The organism is Ramlibacter sp., from assembly GCF_013697775.1.
In the GTDB taxonomy this organism is placed as follows: domain Bacteria; phylum Pseudomonadota; class Gammaproteobacteria; order Burkholderiales; family Burkholderiaceae_C; genus Ramlibacter.
This window is the reverse complement of record NZ_JACCWG010000333.1, coordinates 1-16,828: the sequence shown is the minus strand read 5'-3', so window position 1 is coordinate 16,828 and position 16,828 is coordinate 1. Positions and strand designations below refer to the sequence as shown.

General features: G+C 71.4%; 1 protein-coding gene. It reads left to right on the top strand.

Going from position 1 to position 16,828, the window contains the following annotated elements; all coding sequences use genetic code 11:
• Positions 1 to 16,828 (top strand): non-ribosomal peptide synthetase (locus H0U68_RS16825; protein WP_296357639.1); only part of this gene is annotated, 16,828 nt, incomplete at both ends.

Genomic DNA, 16,828 nt, shown 5'->3' with positions numbered 1-16,828 from the left:
GCGCGAATTCGCGGACGCGTTCGCGCAGTGCGGGCTCAAGCCGAACGTGGTGACGCCGTCGTACGGCCTGGCGGAGTCGACGCTGCTGGTGAGCGCGAGCCTGCAGGCGCAGCCGGATGCCATCGCGCCCACGCGCCTCCTGGAGCGCAAGGCGCTCGCCGCCGACTGCGTCGAGGACGGCGGCGATGCGGCCGATGCGATTTCGCTGGTGGGCGCGGGTGAAGCCGCCGCCGGCAGCGAGATCGCCATCGTCGACGCGCAGACGCTGCAGCGGCAGGGCGCGAACAGGATCGGTGAAATCTGGGTGCGCGGGCCGTCGGTGGCCGCGGGCTACTGGATGCGGGAGGAGGAGTCGCAGCAGGCGTTCGGTGCTCGCATCGCGGACAGCGGACCGCGCTATTTGCGCACCGGCGACCTGGGCTTCCTGGACGACAGCGGGCAGCTGTACGTGGCGGGGCGGCTGAAGGAGATGATGATCTTCAGCGGCGAGAACGTGTACCCGCAGGACATCGAGGCGACGGTGGAGGCGCAGGACGCGGCTTTCCGCGCCGACGGCTGCGCGGCGTTCTCGGTCGAGGAAGAGTCGGGCAACGCGCGGCTGGTGATCGTGCAGGAGCTGGAGACGCGCGGCAAGCCGGACACCGATGCGCTGGTCGGCAAGCTGCGATTGGCCTTGTACGAGCGCCACGGCATCACGGAGCTGGCGGCGGTGCTGCTGGTGAAGGCGGGGCAGCTGCCGCGCACCTCCAGCGGCAAGATCCAGCGCGTGCAGTGCCGCCAGCTGTGGCAGGACGGCGCCTTCGCGCCGGTGTGGCAGTGGCGCGAAGGCGATCCCGGCCCGCAGGCAGCGGCGGCATCGGGCTACGCCGCGCCGGCCACGCCGACCGAGGCCGCGCTGGCGCAGATCTGGCAGGAGCTGCTGGGTGCGGACAGCGTCTCGGTGGAAGCGGACTTCCTGGCGCTGGGCGGCCACTCGCTGCTGGCGGGGCAGATCGCCGCGCAGGTGCGCGACAGCTTCGGCGTGGAGCTGGAGCTCCAGGCGCTGTTCGACGCGCCGACGGTGCGCGCGTTGGCGGGACGGATCGACGAATTAATCGCCGTTGGCAGCGTTGCAGACGACGTGCCGCTGATGGCGCAACCCTCACCCGCGAGCGGGAGAGGGAGGGAGAGCCCGCTGTCGCTGGCGCAGCGCCGCCTGTGGTTCCTGGACCAGTACACGCCGGGCGATCCGGCCAACAACATCGCGGTGGCCGTGCAGCTGACCGGGCCGCTGCGGGTGCCGGCGCTGGAGGCGGCGCTGAATGCCGTGGTGGCGCGCCACGAAACGCTGCGCACGCGCTTCGGCAGCGACGCGGCGGGCGAGCCGGTGCAGATCATCGAGCCGCAACTGCGAATCGCGCTGCCGGTGCAGGACGCGGATGCCGCGCAGGCGCAGGCGCTCGCCGCGGCCGAAGCACTGGCGCCGTTCGACCTGCGGCAAGGTCCTTTGCTGCGCGCGCGTCTGCTGCGCCAGGGTGCGGACGACCACCTGCTGCTGGTCACGGTGCACCATATCGTGTCGGACGGCTGGTCCATGGGCGTGCTGGCCCGCGAGGTGTCGGCGCTGTACGCCGCGCAGTCCGCCGGGGCCCAGGCCACGCCGCTGCCGCCGCTGGCCGTGCAATACGCCGACTACGCCAGCTGGCAGCGCCAATGGCTGCAGGGCCCCGTGCTGCAGCGCCAGCTGGACTACTGGCGGGCGCAGCTGGCCGATGCGCCCGCCCTGCTGACCCTGCCCACCGACCGGCCGCGCCCGCAGGTGCGCAGCCAGGCCGGCGCCTCGCTGCCGTTCGCGCTGGACGCGGCCACCACCGGTGCGCTGCGCGCGCTGTGCCAGGCGCAAGGCGCCACCTTGTTCATGGGCCTCCTGGCCGGCTTCTCGCTGCTGCTGGCGCGCTTCAGCGGCCAGCGCGACCTGTGCGTGGGCACCTTCGCGGCCAACCGCACGCGCGCCGAGGTCGAGCCGCTGGTCGGCTTCTTCCTCAACACGCTGGTGCTGCGCACGCGGCTCGCACCCGGCGACGACTTCGCTGGCTTGCTGCGGCAGGTGCGCGACACCACCCTGCAGGCCTACGCCCACCAGCACCTGCCCTTCGAGCAGCTGCTGGAAGCCGTGCGGCCCGACCGCGCCACCAGCTACACGCCGCTGTTCCAGGCGATGCTGGTGCTGCAGAACATCCCGGACACGACGCTGGCGCTGCCCGGCGTGCAGGCGCGTACGCTGCCGCTGGCGACCGTGGGCGCCAAGACCGACCTGGTGCTGGAGCTGTGGGAGCAGCCGGGCGCCGGCCTCTCGGGCCGGCTGGAATACAGCACCGACCTGTTCGACGCTGGCACCATCGAGCGCCTGGGCGCGCGGCTGCGGCTGCTGCTGCAGGCGCTGGCGGCCCGGCCCGCGGCTGCGCTGTGGTCGCACGACTTGCTGCAGGCGGACGAGCACCGGCAGCTGGCGGCGTGGAACGCGACCGGCATCGGCTACCCGCGCGACATCGCCACCGTGCGGTGGTTCGAACAGCGGGCGCACGCGCATCCCGACGCGACAGCGCTGGTGTTCCAGGACGAAAGCCTCGGCTACGGCGAACTCAATGCCCGGGCCAACCGGCTCGCGCACTGGCTGCGCGCCCAGGGCGTGGGCCCCGACGTGCTGGTGGGCCTGTGCATGCCGCGCGGCATGCAGGCCATCGTGGCAGTGCTCGGCATCCTGAAGGCGGGCGGCGCCTACCTGCCGCTGGACCCGGACTATCCGGCCGAGCGCCTGGCCTTCATGCTGGAGGACGCGCGGCCCGCGCTGGTGATCACGCAGCAGGCGCTGCGCGACCGGCTGCCACCGCACGGCCTGCCGGTGCTGGACCCGGATGCGCAGGCCGGCATGCTGGCCGCGCTGCCGGACACCGATCCGCCGGTGGCTGCGGACCCGCGCAACCTGGCCTACGTGATCTACACCTCGGGCTCGACCGGCAAGCCCAAGGGCGTGGCCATCGCGCAGCGCAACCTGAACAGCCAGGCCGCGGCCCTCGGCCGGCAATACGGCATCGTGCCCGGCGACCGCATGCTGCAGTTCGCCGCGCTCAGCTTCGACATGTCGGTGGAGGAAATCTTCGGCGCGCTGCTGCACGGCGCAGCGCTGGTGCTGCGCGACGACAGCTGGCTGACCGGGCCGCGCGAATTCGCGGCGCTGTGCGAACGCAACGGCATCACCATGGCCAACCTGCCGACCGGGTTCTGGCGCTACCTGGTGAACGCACCGGACTTCCAGCCGCCGGCCTGCCTGCGCCAGGTGATGGTGGGCGGCGAGGCCGCGCTGCCGGCCGACATGCAGGCCTGGTTCTCGCGCTTTGCGCACGTCGGGCTGCTCAACAGCTACGGGCCGACCGAAACCACCGTCAACGCCACCAGCCAGCGGCCCACGGCCGATCCCGCGTCGTGGCCGTCCATCGGCGGGCCGATCGGCAACACGCGCATCCACGTGCTCGATGCGCATTTGAACCCGGTGCCGGTGGGCATTGCCGGCGAAATCTACGTGGGCGGAGAAGGCGTCGCGCGCGGCTACCTGGGCCGCGCTGCGCTGACGGCGGAACGCTTCGTCCCCGAGCCGTTCGGCGCGGCGCCCGGCGCGCGCATGTACCGCACCGGCGACCTGGCGCGCTGGCGCGCCGACGGCACCATCGAGTTCCTAGGCCGCGCGGACCACCAGGTGAAGATCCGCGGTTTCCGCATCGAGCTGGGCGAGATCGAGGCGGCGCTGGCCGCGCAGCCGGGCGTGCGCGAGGCGCTGGTGCTGGCGCGCGAGGACACGCCGGGCAACGCGCGGCTGGTGGCCTATGCGGCCCCGCAGGAGGGCCACACCCTGGCGGTTGCGCAGTTGCGCGACGGCCTGGCGCAAAGCCTTCCCGACTACATGGTGCCGGCGCTGTTCGTGCTGCTGCCGGCGTTCCCGCTGCTGCCCAACGGCAAGATCGACCGCAAGGCGCTGCCCGCGCCCGACCTGGACGCGCTGGCGAGCGAGGCCTACGAGGCGCCGGTGGGCGCGCGCGAGCAAGCCATCGCCGCGGCCTGGGCGCAGGCCCTGGGCCTGCCGCGCGTGGGCCGCAACGACAACTTCTTCACCCTTGGCGGCCATTCGCTGCTGGCCGTGGGGCTGGTCGAAGCGCTGCGCCGCCGGGGCGTCGCCACCGAGCTGCGCAGCCTGTTCACGCACCCCACCGTCGCCGCGCTGGCGGCGCAGGGGCAAGCGCGGCAGCAGCCGGCGCCGGTTCCCGCACTGCCGCCGATGGCCGGCCTGGACCCGGCGCAGATCGCTTCCATCGCGGCCAGCGTGCCCGGCGGCATGGACAACGTCCAGGACATCTATCCGCTGGCGCCGCTGCAGGAAGGCATCCTGTTCCACCACCGGATGGGAGGCGAGGGCGCGGATCAGGGTGACGTCTATCTGCTGCGCTCGGTGATGGTGTTCGACGGCCGCGCGCACCTGGACCGCTTCCTGCAGGCACTGCAGGCGGTGATCGACCGCCACGACGTGCTGCGCACCGCGCTGCGCTGGGAAGGCCTGCCGCGGCCGGTGCAGGTGGTGCACCGGCAAGCCACCCTTCCCGTGACCGAGCTGCCGGCGCAGGCGTGGGACCCGTCCACGCCCGAGGGCGAGCCGCCGCGCGCGCTGCTGGACGCGGCCGATCCGGCCCGCGTGCGGCTGGACCTGCGCCAGGCACCGCTGCTGGCCACCTGGGTGCTGGACGGCGGAACCGGACCGTGCTGGCTGGCGCTGCTGATCCACCACACGGTGAGCGACCACGTGACCGTGCAGCTGGTGCTGCAGGAAGTGCACCAGCTGCTGCAGGACAAGGCGAAGGACCTGCCGCCGGCACTGCCGTACCGCGACTTCGTCGCGCAGGCGCTGGCCGTGCCCGACAGCGTGCACGCCGCGTATTTCCGCGGGCTGCTTGGCGACGTGGACGAACCGACGGCACCGTTCGGCGTGCTGGACGTGCACGGCGGGAACAACGGCGACGGCGTCGTCGCTGAAGCCCGGTTCGCCCTTCCGGAAACATTGGCGCAATCCGTCCGCGCCCTGGCGCGCCGCCACGGCATGACGCCGGCAGTGCTGTTCCACCTGGCCTGGGCGCAGCTGGTGGCGCGCACCAGCGGGCGCGACGACGTGGTGTTCGGCACGCTGCTCATGGGCCGCTCGCACGGCGTGGCAGGCGCCGACCGCATGCTGGGCCTGTTCATCAACACGCTGCCGCTGCGGCTCACGCTGGCGGGCCGCAGCGTGGTCCAGGCGCTGGCGCAGGTGCAAGAGCACCTGGGCGAACTGGTGGCGCACGAACAGGCGCCGCTGGCGCTGGCGCAGCGCGCCAGCGGCGTGGCCGCGCCCGCGCCGCTGTTTTCCTCGCTGCTGAACTTCCGCCACGGCGCCAACCAGGACGGCCGCATCGCCTGGGCCGGCATGCGCGTCGCGCGCTACGAGGAACGCACCAACTACCCATTGGCGCTGGCCGTCGACGATTTGGGGGGCGACGGTTTCGCGCTCACTGCGCACGTGCAGGGCATGCCGGTGGAGCCGGAGCGCATCTGCGCCTACATGGCCACGGCGGTGCAAAGCCTGGTGGCGCTGCTGGAGCAGGCGCCGCACACGCCGGTGCGCGAGCTGCAAGTGGTGCCCGAACCGGAGCTGCACCGGCAGCTGGTGGAATGGAACGCCAGCACGGCGCCGTATCCGCGCGACGGCACGGTGGCGCAGCAGTTCGAACGGCAGGTGCGAATCGACGGCGATGCCGTGGCCGTGGTGTTCGAAGGCGAGCGGCTCAGCCGGGCCGAACTCAATGCGCGCGCCAACAGGCTGGCACACCACCTGCGCGGGCAGGGCGTCGGCCCCGACGTGCTGGTGGGCGTCTGCATGGAGCCGGGCATCGACCTGATCGCCGGCCTGCTGGCGGTGCTGAAGGCCGGCGGCGCCTACCTGCCGCTGGATCCGGCATACCCGGCCGAGCGGCTGGCCCACATGCTGCAGGACGCGCGGCCCGCGGTGGTGCTCACGCATGCGGCGCTGCAAGGCGCGCTGCCCGCGCGCCACATCCCCGCGCGCCACATCCCCGTGTTCCGCATCGACCAGGACTGGGCGATGCTGGACGCGCAGCCCGACACCGACCCCGCGCCGCGGGGCGGGCCGGACAACCTGGCCTATGCGATCTACACCTCGGGCTCCACCGGCCGGCCCAAGGGCGTGGCTGTGCCGCGGCACAGCGTGATGAACATCCTGGCGCACATCCGCCGCGTGCCCGGGCCTTTGCCCGAAGGGCCGGCCAGCATGTGGGCCAGCATCAGCTTCGACCCCGCGGTGCAGGAAATCTTCACCGCGCTGACCACCGGCGCGCCGCTGCACATCGTGCCGGCAGCGCTGCGCGGCGACCCGGCGCTGCTGGTGCGCTGGCTGGCCGAGCACCGCATCGTGCAGGCCTTCCTGCCGCCGGCCATCGTGCGCTGGGCCACCGAGGCGCCGCGGCGCTTCGCCGGGCTGCACCTGCGCCGGCTGGCCACCGGCGTGGAGTCGCTCTCCGAAGAAGGCCTGTGGACACTGCAACAGCTGCTGCCCGGCCTGCGCATCGAGGACGGCTACGGCCCGACCGAGGCCACGCTCTATGCCTCCAGCTACACCGAGATGCGTCCGTTGCGCCGCACGGTGCCGATCGGCAGGCCGGTGTCGAACGCGCGGCTGTACCTGCTGGACGCCGCGCTGCGGTCGGTGCCCGCGGGCGTGGTCGGCGAGGTGTTCATCGCCGGCGCCGGCTTGGCGCGCGGCTACCTGAACCGCCCCGACCTCACGGCCGAGCGCTTCCTGCCCGACCCCTTCGGCGCGCCGGGCACGCGCATGTACCGCACCGGCGACCTGGCGCACCACCTGCCCGACGGCAACCTGGTGTTCGCCGGGCGGGCCGACCAGCAGGTGAAGATCCGCGGGTTCCGCGTCGAACCCGGCGAGATCGAGGCGCAGCTGGCGGCCTGGCCGCAGGTGGCGCAGGCGCTGGTGGTGGCGCGCGAGGAAGCCTCGGGCGACAAGCAGCTGGTGGCCTACGTGACGCCGCGCGAGGGACAGGACATCGAAGTGCAGGCGCTGCGCGCGGCGCTGGCCCGCAGGCTGCCGGGCTACATGGTGCCCAGCCACATCGTGGTGCTCGCCGCTCTGCCGCTCACGCCCAACGGCAAGATCGACCGCAAGGCGCTGCCCGTGCCCGACGCCGCGCAGGCGCAGGAGGCTTACGTGGCCCCGCGCACGCCGCTGGAGCGCGGCCTGGCGGCCGTTTGGGCAGCAGTGCTGGGGCTTGAGCGCGTGGGCATCCACGACAACTTTTTCGAACTGGGCGGCCATTCGCTGCTGGCTACGCGGGTGGTCTCGCAGGTCGGCGTGGAGCTGGGCATGGCGCTGCCCTTGCGTGAGCTGTTCCAGCGTCCGAAGCTGGAAGACCTGGCAGCGTTCCTGGAATCGCAGGCGGTGCATTCGCAGGTGCCGATCGCCCCTGTGGCACGGCCGGCGGGCGGCCTGCCGCTGTCGTATGCGCAGCAGCGCCTGTGGTTCCTGCAGGAGCTGGAACGCGGCGACGCTTCGGGTGAAGGCGCGTCGTACAACATTCCCATGGCGCTGCGGCTGCGCGGCGACGGCGTGTCGGTGGACCTGCTGGAAGAGGTCTTCAACGCGCTGGCCGAGCGGCACGAGACGCTGCGCACCGTGTTCCAGGCGCAGGACGGGCAGCCACGCCAGCTGATCCTGCCGCGGCTGCATCTGGCTGTTGGTTTCGAGGACCTGGGCGCGCTGGACGCCAAAGCGAGGCAGGCGCGAACGCAAACGCTGATGGACGCCGAGGCGGCCGCGCCGTTCGACCTGAACCAGGGGCCGTTGCTGCGGGTGGGGTTGCTGCGCCTGGCGCCGCGGGAGCATGTGGTGCTGCTCACGCTGCACCACATCGTCAGCGACGGCTGGTCGATGGGTGTGCTGGTGGACGAGGTGGTCGAGATATTCACCGCGCGGCGCGAAGGCCGGCCGGCGCGGCTGACGCCGCTGACCATCCAGTACGCCGACTATGCGGCTTGGCAGCGCGCGCACCTGCAGGGCGAGCATCTGCGCCTGCAGCTGCGCTACTGGCGAGGCCAGCTGCAAGGCGCGCCGGCGCTGCTGGAGCTGCCCACCGACCGGCCGCGGCCGGCGTTGCAAAGCCACCGCGGCGCCAGCCACCGCTTCGTGCTGCCGCAGGCACTGGTGCACCGGCTGCGGGCGCTGGGCCAGGCCCGGGGTGCCACGCTGTTCATGGTGTTGCATTCTGCCTTCGCGGTGCTGCTGCACCGCCACAGCGGGCAGGACGACATTTGCGTGGGAACGCCCATCGCCGGACGCAACCGCGCGGAGCTGGAAGGGCTGATCGGCTTTTTCGTCAACACGCTGGTGCTGCGCAACCGCATCGATCCGCATGCCGGCTTCGACGCGCTGCTCGAACAGTCCCGGGAAGTCGCACTGGGGGCGTATGCGCACCAGGAGCTGCCATTCGAGCAACTGGTGGAAGAACTCAATCCGCAGCGCAGCCTGAGCCACTCGCCGCTGTTCCAGGTGATGTTCGCGCTGCAGAACGCGCCCGGGCGAAAGCTGGAGATTCCGGGCCTGGAGGTCGAGATGCTGACCCTGCAGGCGCAGGCCGCCCGGTTCGACCTGACCTGCAGCCTGGCCGAGGACGGCGACCGCCTGCAAGGCAGCCTGGATTACAACGCCGACCTGTTCGACAAGGACACGATGGTGCGGCTGGCCGGCCACTACCAGGTGCTGCTGGCCGGCATTTGCGATGCGCCCGGCACCCCGGTGGAAGACCTGCCGCTGCTGGCGCCCGCCGAGCGGCAGCAGCTGCTAGTTGAATGGAACGACACCGCGGCGCCATACCGGCACGACACAGCCATTCACCAACTGTTCGAGGAACAGGCCGCGCGCATGCCGGACGCCACCGCGTTGGTCGACGCGCAGGTGTCCCTGAGCTACGGCGAACTCAATGCACGCGCCAACCAGCTGGCCCGGCGCCTGCGTGCGATGGGCGTCGGCCCGGAGCGGCTGGTCGGCATCTGCATGCAGCGCGGCCATGAACTGGTGGTCGGGCTGCTGGCCGTCCTGAAAGCCGGCGGCGCGTACCTGCCGCTGGATCCGGACTATCCGGCCGAGCGGCTGGCCTACATGCTGGGTGATGCGAAGCCCGCGGTGCTGTTGACAACATGCGCCGTTCGCCCCGAGCTTGTCGAAGGGCTGCTGGCATGGGCTTCGACAGGCTCAGCCCGAACGGCGCCAAGTTCAGCCCAAACGGTGCCAGGCGTGCTGTGCCTGGACCGCGACTGGGCAGCGCAAGTGGCCGGCGAGGCCATGGGCAACCTGCCCAACGTCACGCTGCCGCACAACCTGGCCTACGTGATCTACACCTCCGGCTCCACCGGGCAGCCCAAGGGCGTGGGCGTGTCCGGACGGAATCTGTCGCACATCGTGGCGAACTGGTGTCGCTCGCGCGGCGCGCTGCCGGGCGAGGCGGCGTCGCTGTGGTCCAGCATCAGTTTCGACGCATCGGTGCACGAACTGTTCGTACCGCTGGCGACCGGGCAGGCGCTGCACGTCGTGCCGCAGGACCTGCGCGGCGACCCCGAAGCGCTGATGGACTGGATGCGGGCGCACCGCATCGCGCAGGCCTTCCTGCCGCCGGCCTTCGTGCGCTGGCTGATCGACAAGCCCGAGCGCATCGCCGGGCTGCAGCTGCGGCATCTTGCGGTCGGCGTCGAGCCGCTGCCCGAGGACGGGCTGTGGCGGCTGGAACAGGCCCTGCCGGGACTGCGCATCGCGAACGGCTACGGCCCGACCGAAGCCACCATCTACGCCACCGAGTACGCCGGCATGCAGCCGCTGCGCCGCCAATGCCCGGTCGGCACACCCATCGCCAACACGCAGCTCTACCTGCTGGATGCAGCGCTGCAGCCGGTGGCGCTGGGCGTGACGGGCGAGGTGTTCATCGCGGGCGACGGGCTCGCGCGCGGCTACCTGAAACGGCCGGGCCTTACGGCCGAGCGCTTCGTGCCCAATCCGTTCGGGCCGCCCGGCACGCGCATGTACCGCACCGGCGACCTGGCGCGCCGGCTGGCCGACGGCAATCTGCAATTCGCCGGCCGCGCCGACCACCAGGTGAAAGTGCGGGGCTTCCGCGTGGAGCCGGGCGAGGTGGAGGCGCAGCTGCTCGCGCAGCCGCAGCTGGCGCAAGCGCTGGTGGTCGCGCGCGCCGACAGCCTGGGCGAGAACCAGCTGGTGGCCTATGTGGCGCCGCGCGATGGCCAGGCGGTGGACGTGGAGGCGGTGCGCGCCGCGCTCGGCCGTGCCTTGCCGGTGCACATGGTGCCCTCGCACATCGTGCCGTTGCCGGCGCTGCCGCTCAACGCCAACGGCAAGGTGGACCGCGATGCGCTGCCGGCCCCGCAGGCCCTGCGCGCCGAGGCGGACCACGTCGCGCCCCGCACGCCGCTGGAGCAGGAACTCGCTGGCATCTGGGAAGACGTGCTGGGCGTGGAACGCGTGGGCGTGCACGACAACTTCTTCAGCCTGGGCGGCCACTCCCTGCTGGCGACGCAGGCCGTCTCCCGGCTGCGTGCGCGCTTCGCAGGAGAGCTGCCGCTGCAGGCGCTGTTCGAGGAGCCGACCGTGGCCGGGATGGCCGTGCGCATCGGGCAGATGCACCCGGCCGTGGTGCACGACGGCGTGCAACGCCAGGAGGAGGGCGGCGACGCAGGCCCGCCCCTGGTCCGCGTGCCCCACGACCAGCCGCTCGCGCTGTCGTTCGCGCAGCAGCGGCTGTGGTTCCTGCAGGAGCTGGAACCCGGCAACCCGTTCTACAACATGCCGGTGGCCGTGCGCATGCGCGGTGCGCTTGATGTCGCGGCGCTGCAGGCGACGCTCGACGAGGTGGTGCGCCGCCACGAGGCGCTGCGCACGCGCTTCGTCACCATCGACGGCACCGCCCACCAGCAGGTCGCGTACTTGCCCACGCTGGCGCTGGCGCGCGACGACCTGTCCGGCGTGTCGCCCGCGCGGCGCGAGGCCGAGATGCGCGCGCGCATGCAGCAGGAGGCGCATGCGCCGTTCGACCTGGTCGCCGGCCCGCCGGTCCGCGCCAGGCTGGTCCGGCTGGACGCGGCCGAGCACCTGGTGCTGCTCACCGTGCACCACATCGTCTCGGACGGCTGGTCGATGGGCGTGCTGCTGCGCGAAATCGGCGCGCTCTACGCCGCCTTCGCGCAAGGCGCGCCGTCGTCGCTGCCCGAGCTGCCGGTCCAATACGCCGACTTCGCCCATTGGCAGCGCCAGGTGCTGTCCGGCGCGGTGCTGGAGCGGCAGGTCGCGTACTGGAAGCACAAGCTGGCCGACGCGCCCGAGCTGCTCGCGCTGCCCACCGACCGGCCGCGCCCGCCGGTGCAAAGCCACCGCGGCGACACCCACGACTTCGCCATCGCGCCGGCGGTGGCCAACGGCCTGCGCGGCATCGCGCTGCGCGCGGGCGGCACCCTGTTCATGCCGCTCACCGCCGCACTGAACGCGCTGCTGGCGCGCTACAGCGGCCAGCGCGACGTGTGCATCGGCACGGCAATCGCCAACCGTACGCGCGGCGAACTCGAGCCGATGATCGGGTTCTTCGTCAACACGCTGGTGCTGCGCACGCGCATGGAGGACGACCCGGGTTTCGAGGAGCTGGTCGGGCAGGTGCGGCGCACCGCGCTGGAGGCCTACGCGCACCAGGACATCCCTTTCGAACATCTCGTGGACGTGCTGGCCCCCGAGCGCCACCTGGACCGCACGCCGCTGTTCCAGGTGATGGTGGTGCTGCAGAACGCGCCCATGGGCACGCTGGCGCTGCCGCAGCTGACGCTGGCGTTCGAACCCGTCCACAGCAAGACGGCCAAGTGCGACCTGACCTTCTTCTTCGTCGAGGACGGAGAGCGCATTCAGGCGCACATCGAGTACAGCACCGACCTGTTCGAGCGCCCGACCATCGAGCGGATGGCACGGCATTTCCTGGCCCTGCTGGAGGCGGCGGTCGCGCAGCCGCGCACGCGCATCTCCCAGTTGCCGCTGATGGATGCCGCCGAACGCGGCGCGGTCCTCGCCGCCGGCGAGGGCGAACGCTTCGCCGTCGACGGAACGCTGCACCAACTGTTCGAAGCGCAGGCGCTGCGCAGCCCGGATGCGGTGGCATTGGTGCATGGGCAGCAGCGGCTTAGCTATGCGCAGCTGGATGCGCGGGCGAACCAGCTTGCATGCAGGCTGAGACAGCTTGGCGTGGGTCCGGAGGTGCTGGTGGCCCTGTGCATCGAGCGCGGTCTGGACATGGTCGTTGGCCTGCTGGGCATCCTGAAAGCCGGCGGTGCTTACGTGCCGCTGGACCCGGCCTATCCCGCCGCGCGGCTGGCCTACATGCTGGGCGACGCCAAGCCGGCGGTGCTGCTGACGACGTCGGCAACCGTTCTTCCTGAATTGGTATCCGTTGGCCCTGAATCCACCCCCGTTCGCCCTGAGCTTGTCGAAGGGCTGTCACCCGCAGGGGCTTCGACAGGCTCAGCCCGAACGGGTACGGGTGCGGGTTCAACCCGAACGGGGCAGGATTCCCAGGCCTCCCACATGAAGGTGCTGTGCCTGGACCGCGACTGGGACGCGCAAGTAGCAACGCAGCCGGCGGAGCAACTGCCGAATCTGGCGCAGCCGCAGAACCTGGCCTACATGATCTACACCTCGGGCTCCACCGGGCAGCCCAAGGGCACGCAGATCCCGCACCGCGCGGTCGTGAACCTGCTGGCGACGATGGCGCACTCTCCGGGCATGCAGGCCGACGACGTGCTGCTGGCGGTCACCTCGCTGTCGTTCGACATCGCCGCGCTCGAAATCTTCCTGCCGCTGGCGAAAGGCGCAAGCATCGTCCTCGCCTCACGCGAGCAGGCCGCCGATGCCCAAGCGTTGAAGGACCTCGCGCGGACACACGCGGTCACGGTCATGCAGGCGACGCCCTCCACTTGGCGCATGCTGCATGCCAGTGATGGGCCGGTCATCCGCCTGCGGCTGGCCTTGTGCGGCGGCGAAGCGATGGACGCGCCCCTGGCAAAAGACCTGTGCGGCATGGCAGACGCGGCTTGGAACGTGTACGGCCCGACAGAAACCACGGTGTGGTCCAGCAGGGACTGGCTGAGCGTGCAGCGGCCCGTGACCCTGGGCAGGCCGATCGCCAACACGCAGTTCCACATCCTGGACGAGCACCTGAACCTGGTGCCGCGCGGCGTGGCCGGCGAGCTGCACATCGGCGGCGAGGGTTTGGCCCGCGGCTACCTGCACCGGCCCGCGCTCACCGCGGAGAAATTCGTCGCCAACCCCTACGGCGAGGCGGGCAGCCGGCTGTACAAGACCGGCGACCTGGCGCGCTGGCTGCCGGACGGCAACGTGGAGTACCTGGGGCGCATCGACCAGCAGGTGAAACTGCGGGGCTTCCGCATCGAGCTGGGCGAGATCGAAGCCGTGCTGCGCGCCCTGCCGATCGTTCGTGAGGCAGCTGTCGCCATGCGCGGCGACGTGCCCGGCGAGGAACGCCTGGTGGCCTACGTCGCGACGAATACGCAAGCCGACGAGGCGGCCCGGCAGTTGGAGGCCGAGCAAAGCGGCCACTGGTCGCGGATCTGGGAGCAGATCTACGGGGAGTCGTCCGCGCCGCAGGACGCAATGTTCAACATCGCCGGCTGGAACAGCAGTTTCGACCGGCAACCCATTCCCGCCGAGGAGATGGAGGAATGGGTCGCGCACACGGTGGGCCGCATCCTGGAACTTCAGCCGCGTAAGGTGCTGGAAATCGGCTGCGGTACCGGGCTGCTGCTGCACCGCATTGCACTGGCTTGCGCGCAGTACTGGGGCATGGACTTCTCGGCGACGGTGCTGGAGCAGCTGCGTGCCAGCCTGGATGCGCATCCCGCCGCGGCCTGCGACGTGCGGCTGCTGCACCGCGAAGCCAATGATTTCGACGGCGTCGAGCCGCTGTTCGACACCGTCGTCATCAACTCCGTGGCCCAGTATTTTCCCAACCTGGACTACCTGACGCAGGTGCTGGAAGGCGCGATCCGGACCGTGGGTGCGACGGGGCGCATCTTCGTGGGCGACGTGCGCAACCACCGCCTGTTCGACGCGTTCAACGCCTCGCTGGCGCTGCACGGCGCGCGGCCGTCCGATTCGATCAGGCAGATCCAGCGGATGGTCGCCGCCCGGCGCAAGACCGAGACCGAGCTGCTGGTCGATCCGTCGTACTTCTTCGCGCTGAAGGCGCGCCTGCCGCAGGTGGCGGGCCTGAAGATCCTGCTCAAGCCCGGGCAGGCGGAGAACGAACTCACCAAGTTCCGCTACGACGTCGTGATCGAGGTCGGAGAACTGGCAAGTGCGCCGGCCAGCGCGTTGATCAGCCCCGACTGGCGCGGTTGGGACGCGTTTCCGCAAGGCCTCGCAGCCATCGAGACGCTGCTTGCGCATGACAGGCCGGACTGCCTGGCGATCCAGGATATCCCGGACGCCCGCGTCGAGGAGGAGATCGCCGCGGCCGAATGCCTGCAGGCGCTGGAGGAAACGGCCAAGGTCGCCGAGCTGAGGAGCCAGCTGCGCGCGCTGCCAAGAACCGGCGTCCATGCCGACGCGCTGGCGCGGCTGTGCGCGCGGCACGGCTACCAGGTGCAGATCTGCCTGGCCGGCGAGGGGCGGCATGCGTTCCATGCCGTGGTCTCGGCCCGGCCGATGGCCGTGGACTGGAGCGCGCTGCATGCGCGGCTTGCGGCCACCGACGCCGTGCCGTTTTCCAACCGGCCGGTGTCCGCGCACCTGGAAGCGCTGGTGCGGCAGGCCATCCTGGCGCATGCGAAACGGGAGCTGCCGGCCTACATGGTGCCGGCCAACGTGGTGCTGCTGGACGCCTTGCCGCTCACGCCCAACGGCAAGCTGGACCGCAAGGCGCTGCCCGCGCCCCAGCTGCGGCGCGGCGAAGCGGACTACGTCGCGCCGCGCACGCCCGCCGAGGACACCGTGGCGCGCATCTGGGCCGAAGTGCTTGGCCTGGACCGGGTGGGCATCCACGACAACTTCTTCGAGCTGGGCGGCCATTCGCTGCTGGCCACCCGGGTGATCGCCCGGATCCGCACGCAACTGGGAGCGGAGCTGCCGCTGCGCGTGCTGTTCGAAGCCTCCACTGTCGCCGAACTCGCGCCGCGCATCGCGCAGGCCAGCGGCGGCAATGCAGGGCGCACGGCGGCGCCGATCGTGCCGGTGCCACGCGACCGCCCGGTGCCGTTGTCGTACGCGCAGAACCGCTTCTGGTTCCTGGAGCAGTACCAGCCGGGCGTGCTGTCCTTCAGCATGCCGGTGGCGCTGACGCTGGCCGGCGAGTGGGACGGCGCGCGCCTGGCGCATGCCTTCGACGCCCTGGTGGCACGGCACGAGCCCTTGCGCACCACCTTCAGCCACCGCGCCGGCGTGCCCGAGCAGGTGATTGCCGCGCCGTCGCCGCTGCACCTGCGGGTGGACGACGTCACCGCGCCAAGCACCGAGGCGGCGCAGGCCGCGGTCGACGACGCGATGCGGCAGGAAGCCGCCACGCCGTTCGACCTGACGGCCGGGCCGCTGTGGCGCGTGCGCCTGCTCAAGACCGGCGCCGCCGAGCACGTGCTGCTGCTCACGCTGCACCACATCCTGTACGACGCCTGGTCGCTGCGGGTGCTGATCGAGGAGATGATGCAGCTGTACCGCGGCCAGCCGTTGCCCCAGCTGCCGGTCCATTACGCCGACTATTGCCATTGGGAGCGCGCGCAGCTGGACGGCCCGGTGCTGCAGGAGCAGCTGGGCTACTGGAAGGGCGCTCTCGCCGGCGCGCCCGACCTGCTGCCGCTGCCCACCGACCGGCCGCGGCCGGCGACCATGACCTACGCCGGCCGCATCCACCGCGCGGCGCTGTCGCCGGCATTGACGCAGCGCCTTTCGGCGCTGGGCAATGCCTCGCGCGCCACGCTGTTCATGGTGATGGCGGCCGCGTTCAAGGCGCTGTTCCACCGGCTGTCGGGCCAGCAGGACCTGACCATCGGCAGCCTCACGGCCAACCGCAGCCACGGCACCGAGTCGCTGATCGGCATCTTCGCCAACATCGTCGTGCTGCGCAGCACGGTGGACGCGGACAGCTCCTTTGCCCAGGTGCTGGACGCCACGGCGCAGCAGGTGCTGGCGGCGCACGACCATCCCTTGCCGTTCGAGCTCGTGCTCACGCACATGGTGGAAAGCCGAGACCCCTCGTACATGCCGTATGCGCAGGTGGTGCTGAATTTCTACGACGAACTGGAAGGCACGCTGGACGGCCTCGGTTCGGACGAAGGGCTGCGCATCGCCGGGCGGCCCAATGCGCTGGGCGCGCAAGCGGACTTCCAGCTCAAGGTGGACATGCGCCTGGTTGGTGGCCGGCTGGACGTGGACTACATCTACAACACCGACCTGTTCGACGAAGCCACCGTTGCCCGCTGGCACGGGCACCTGGAGCAATTGGCCGAAGCGGCGGCTGCACGGCCGCAGGCGCGGATGTCGCAGCTGCCGCTGCTGGATGCGGCGCAGCAGGGCGCGATCCTGGCTGCTTGCAACGACGCGCGGCATTACGACGTGGACGGCACGCTGCATGGCTTGTTCGAGGCGCAGGCTGCGAGGCGCCCGCAGGCGATTGCGCTGACGCATGAAGAGCGT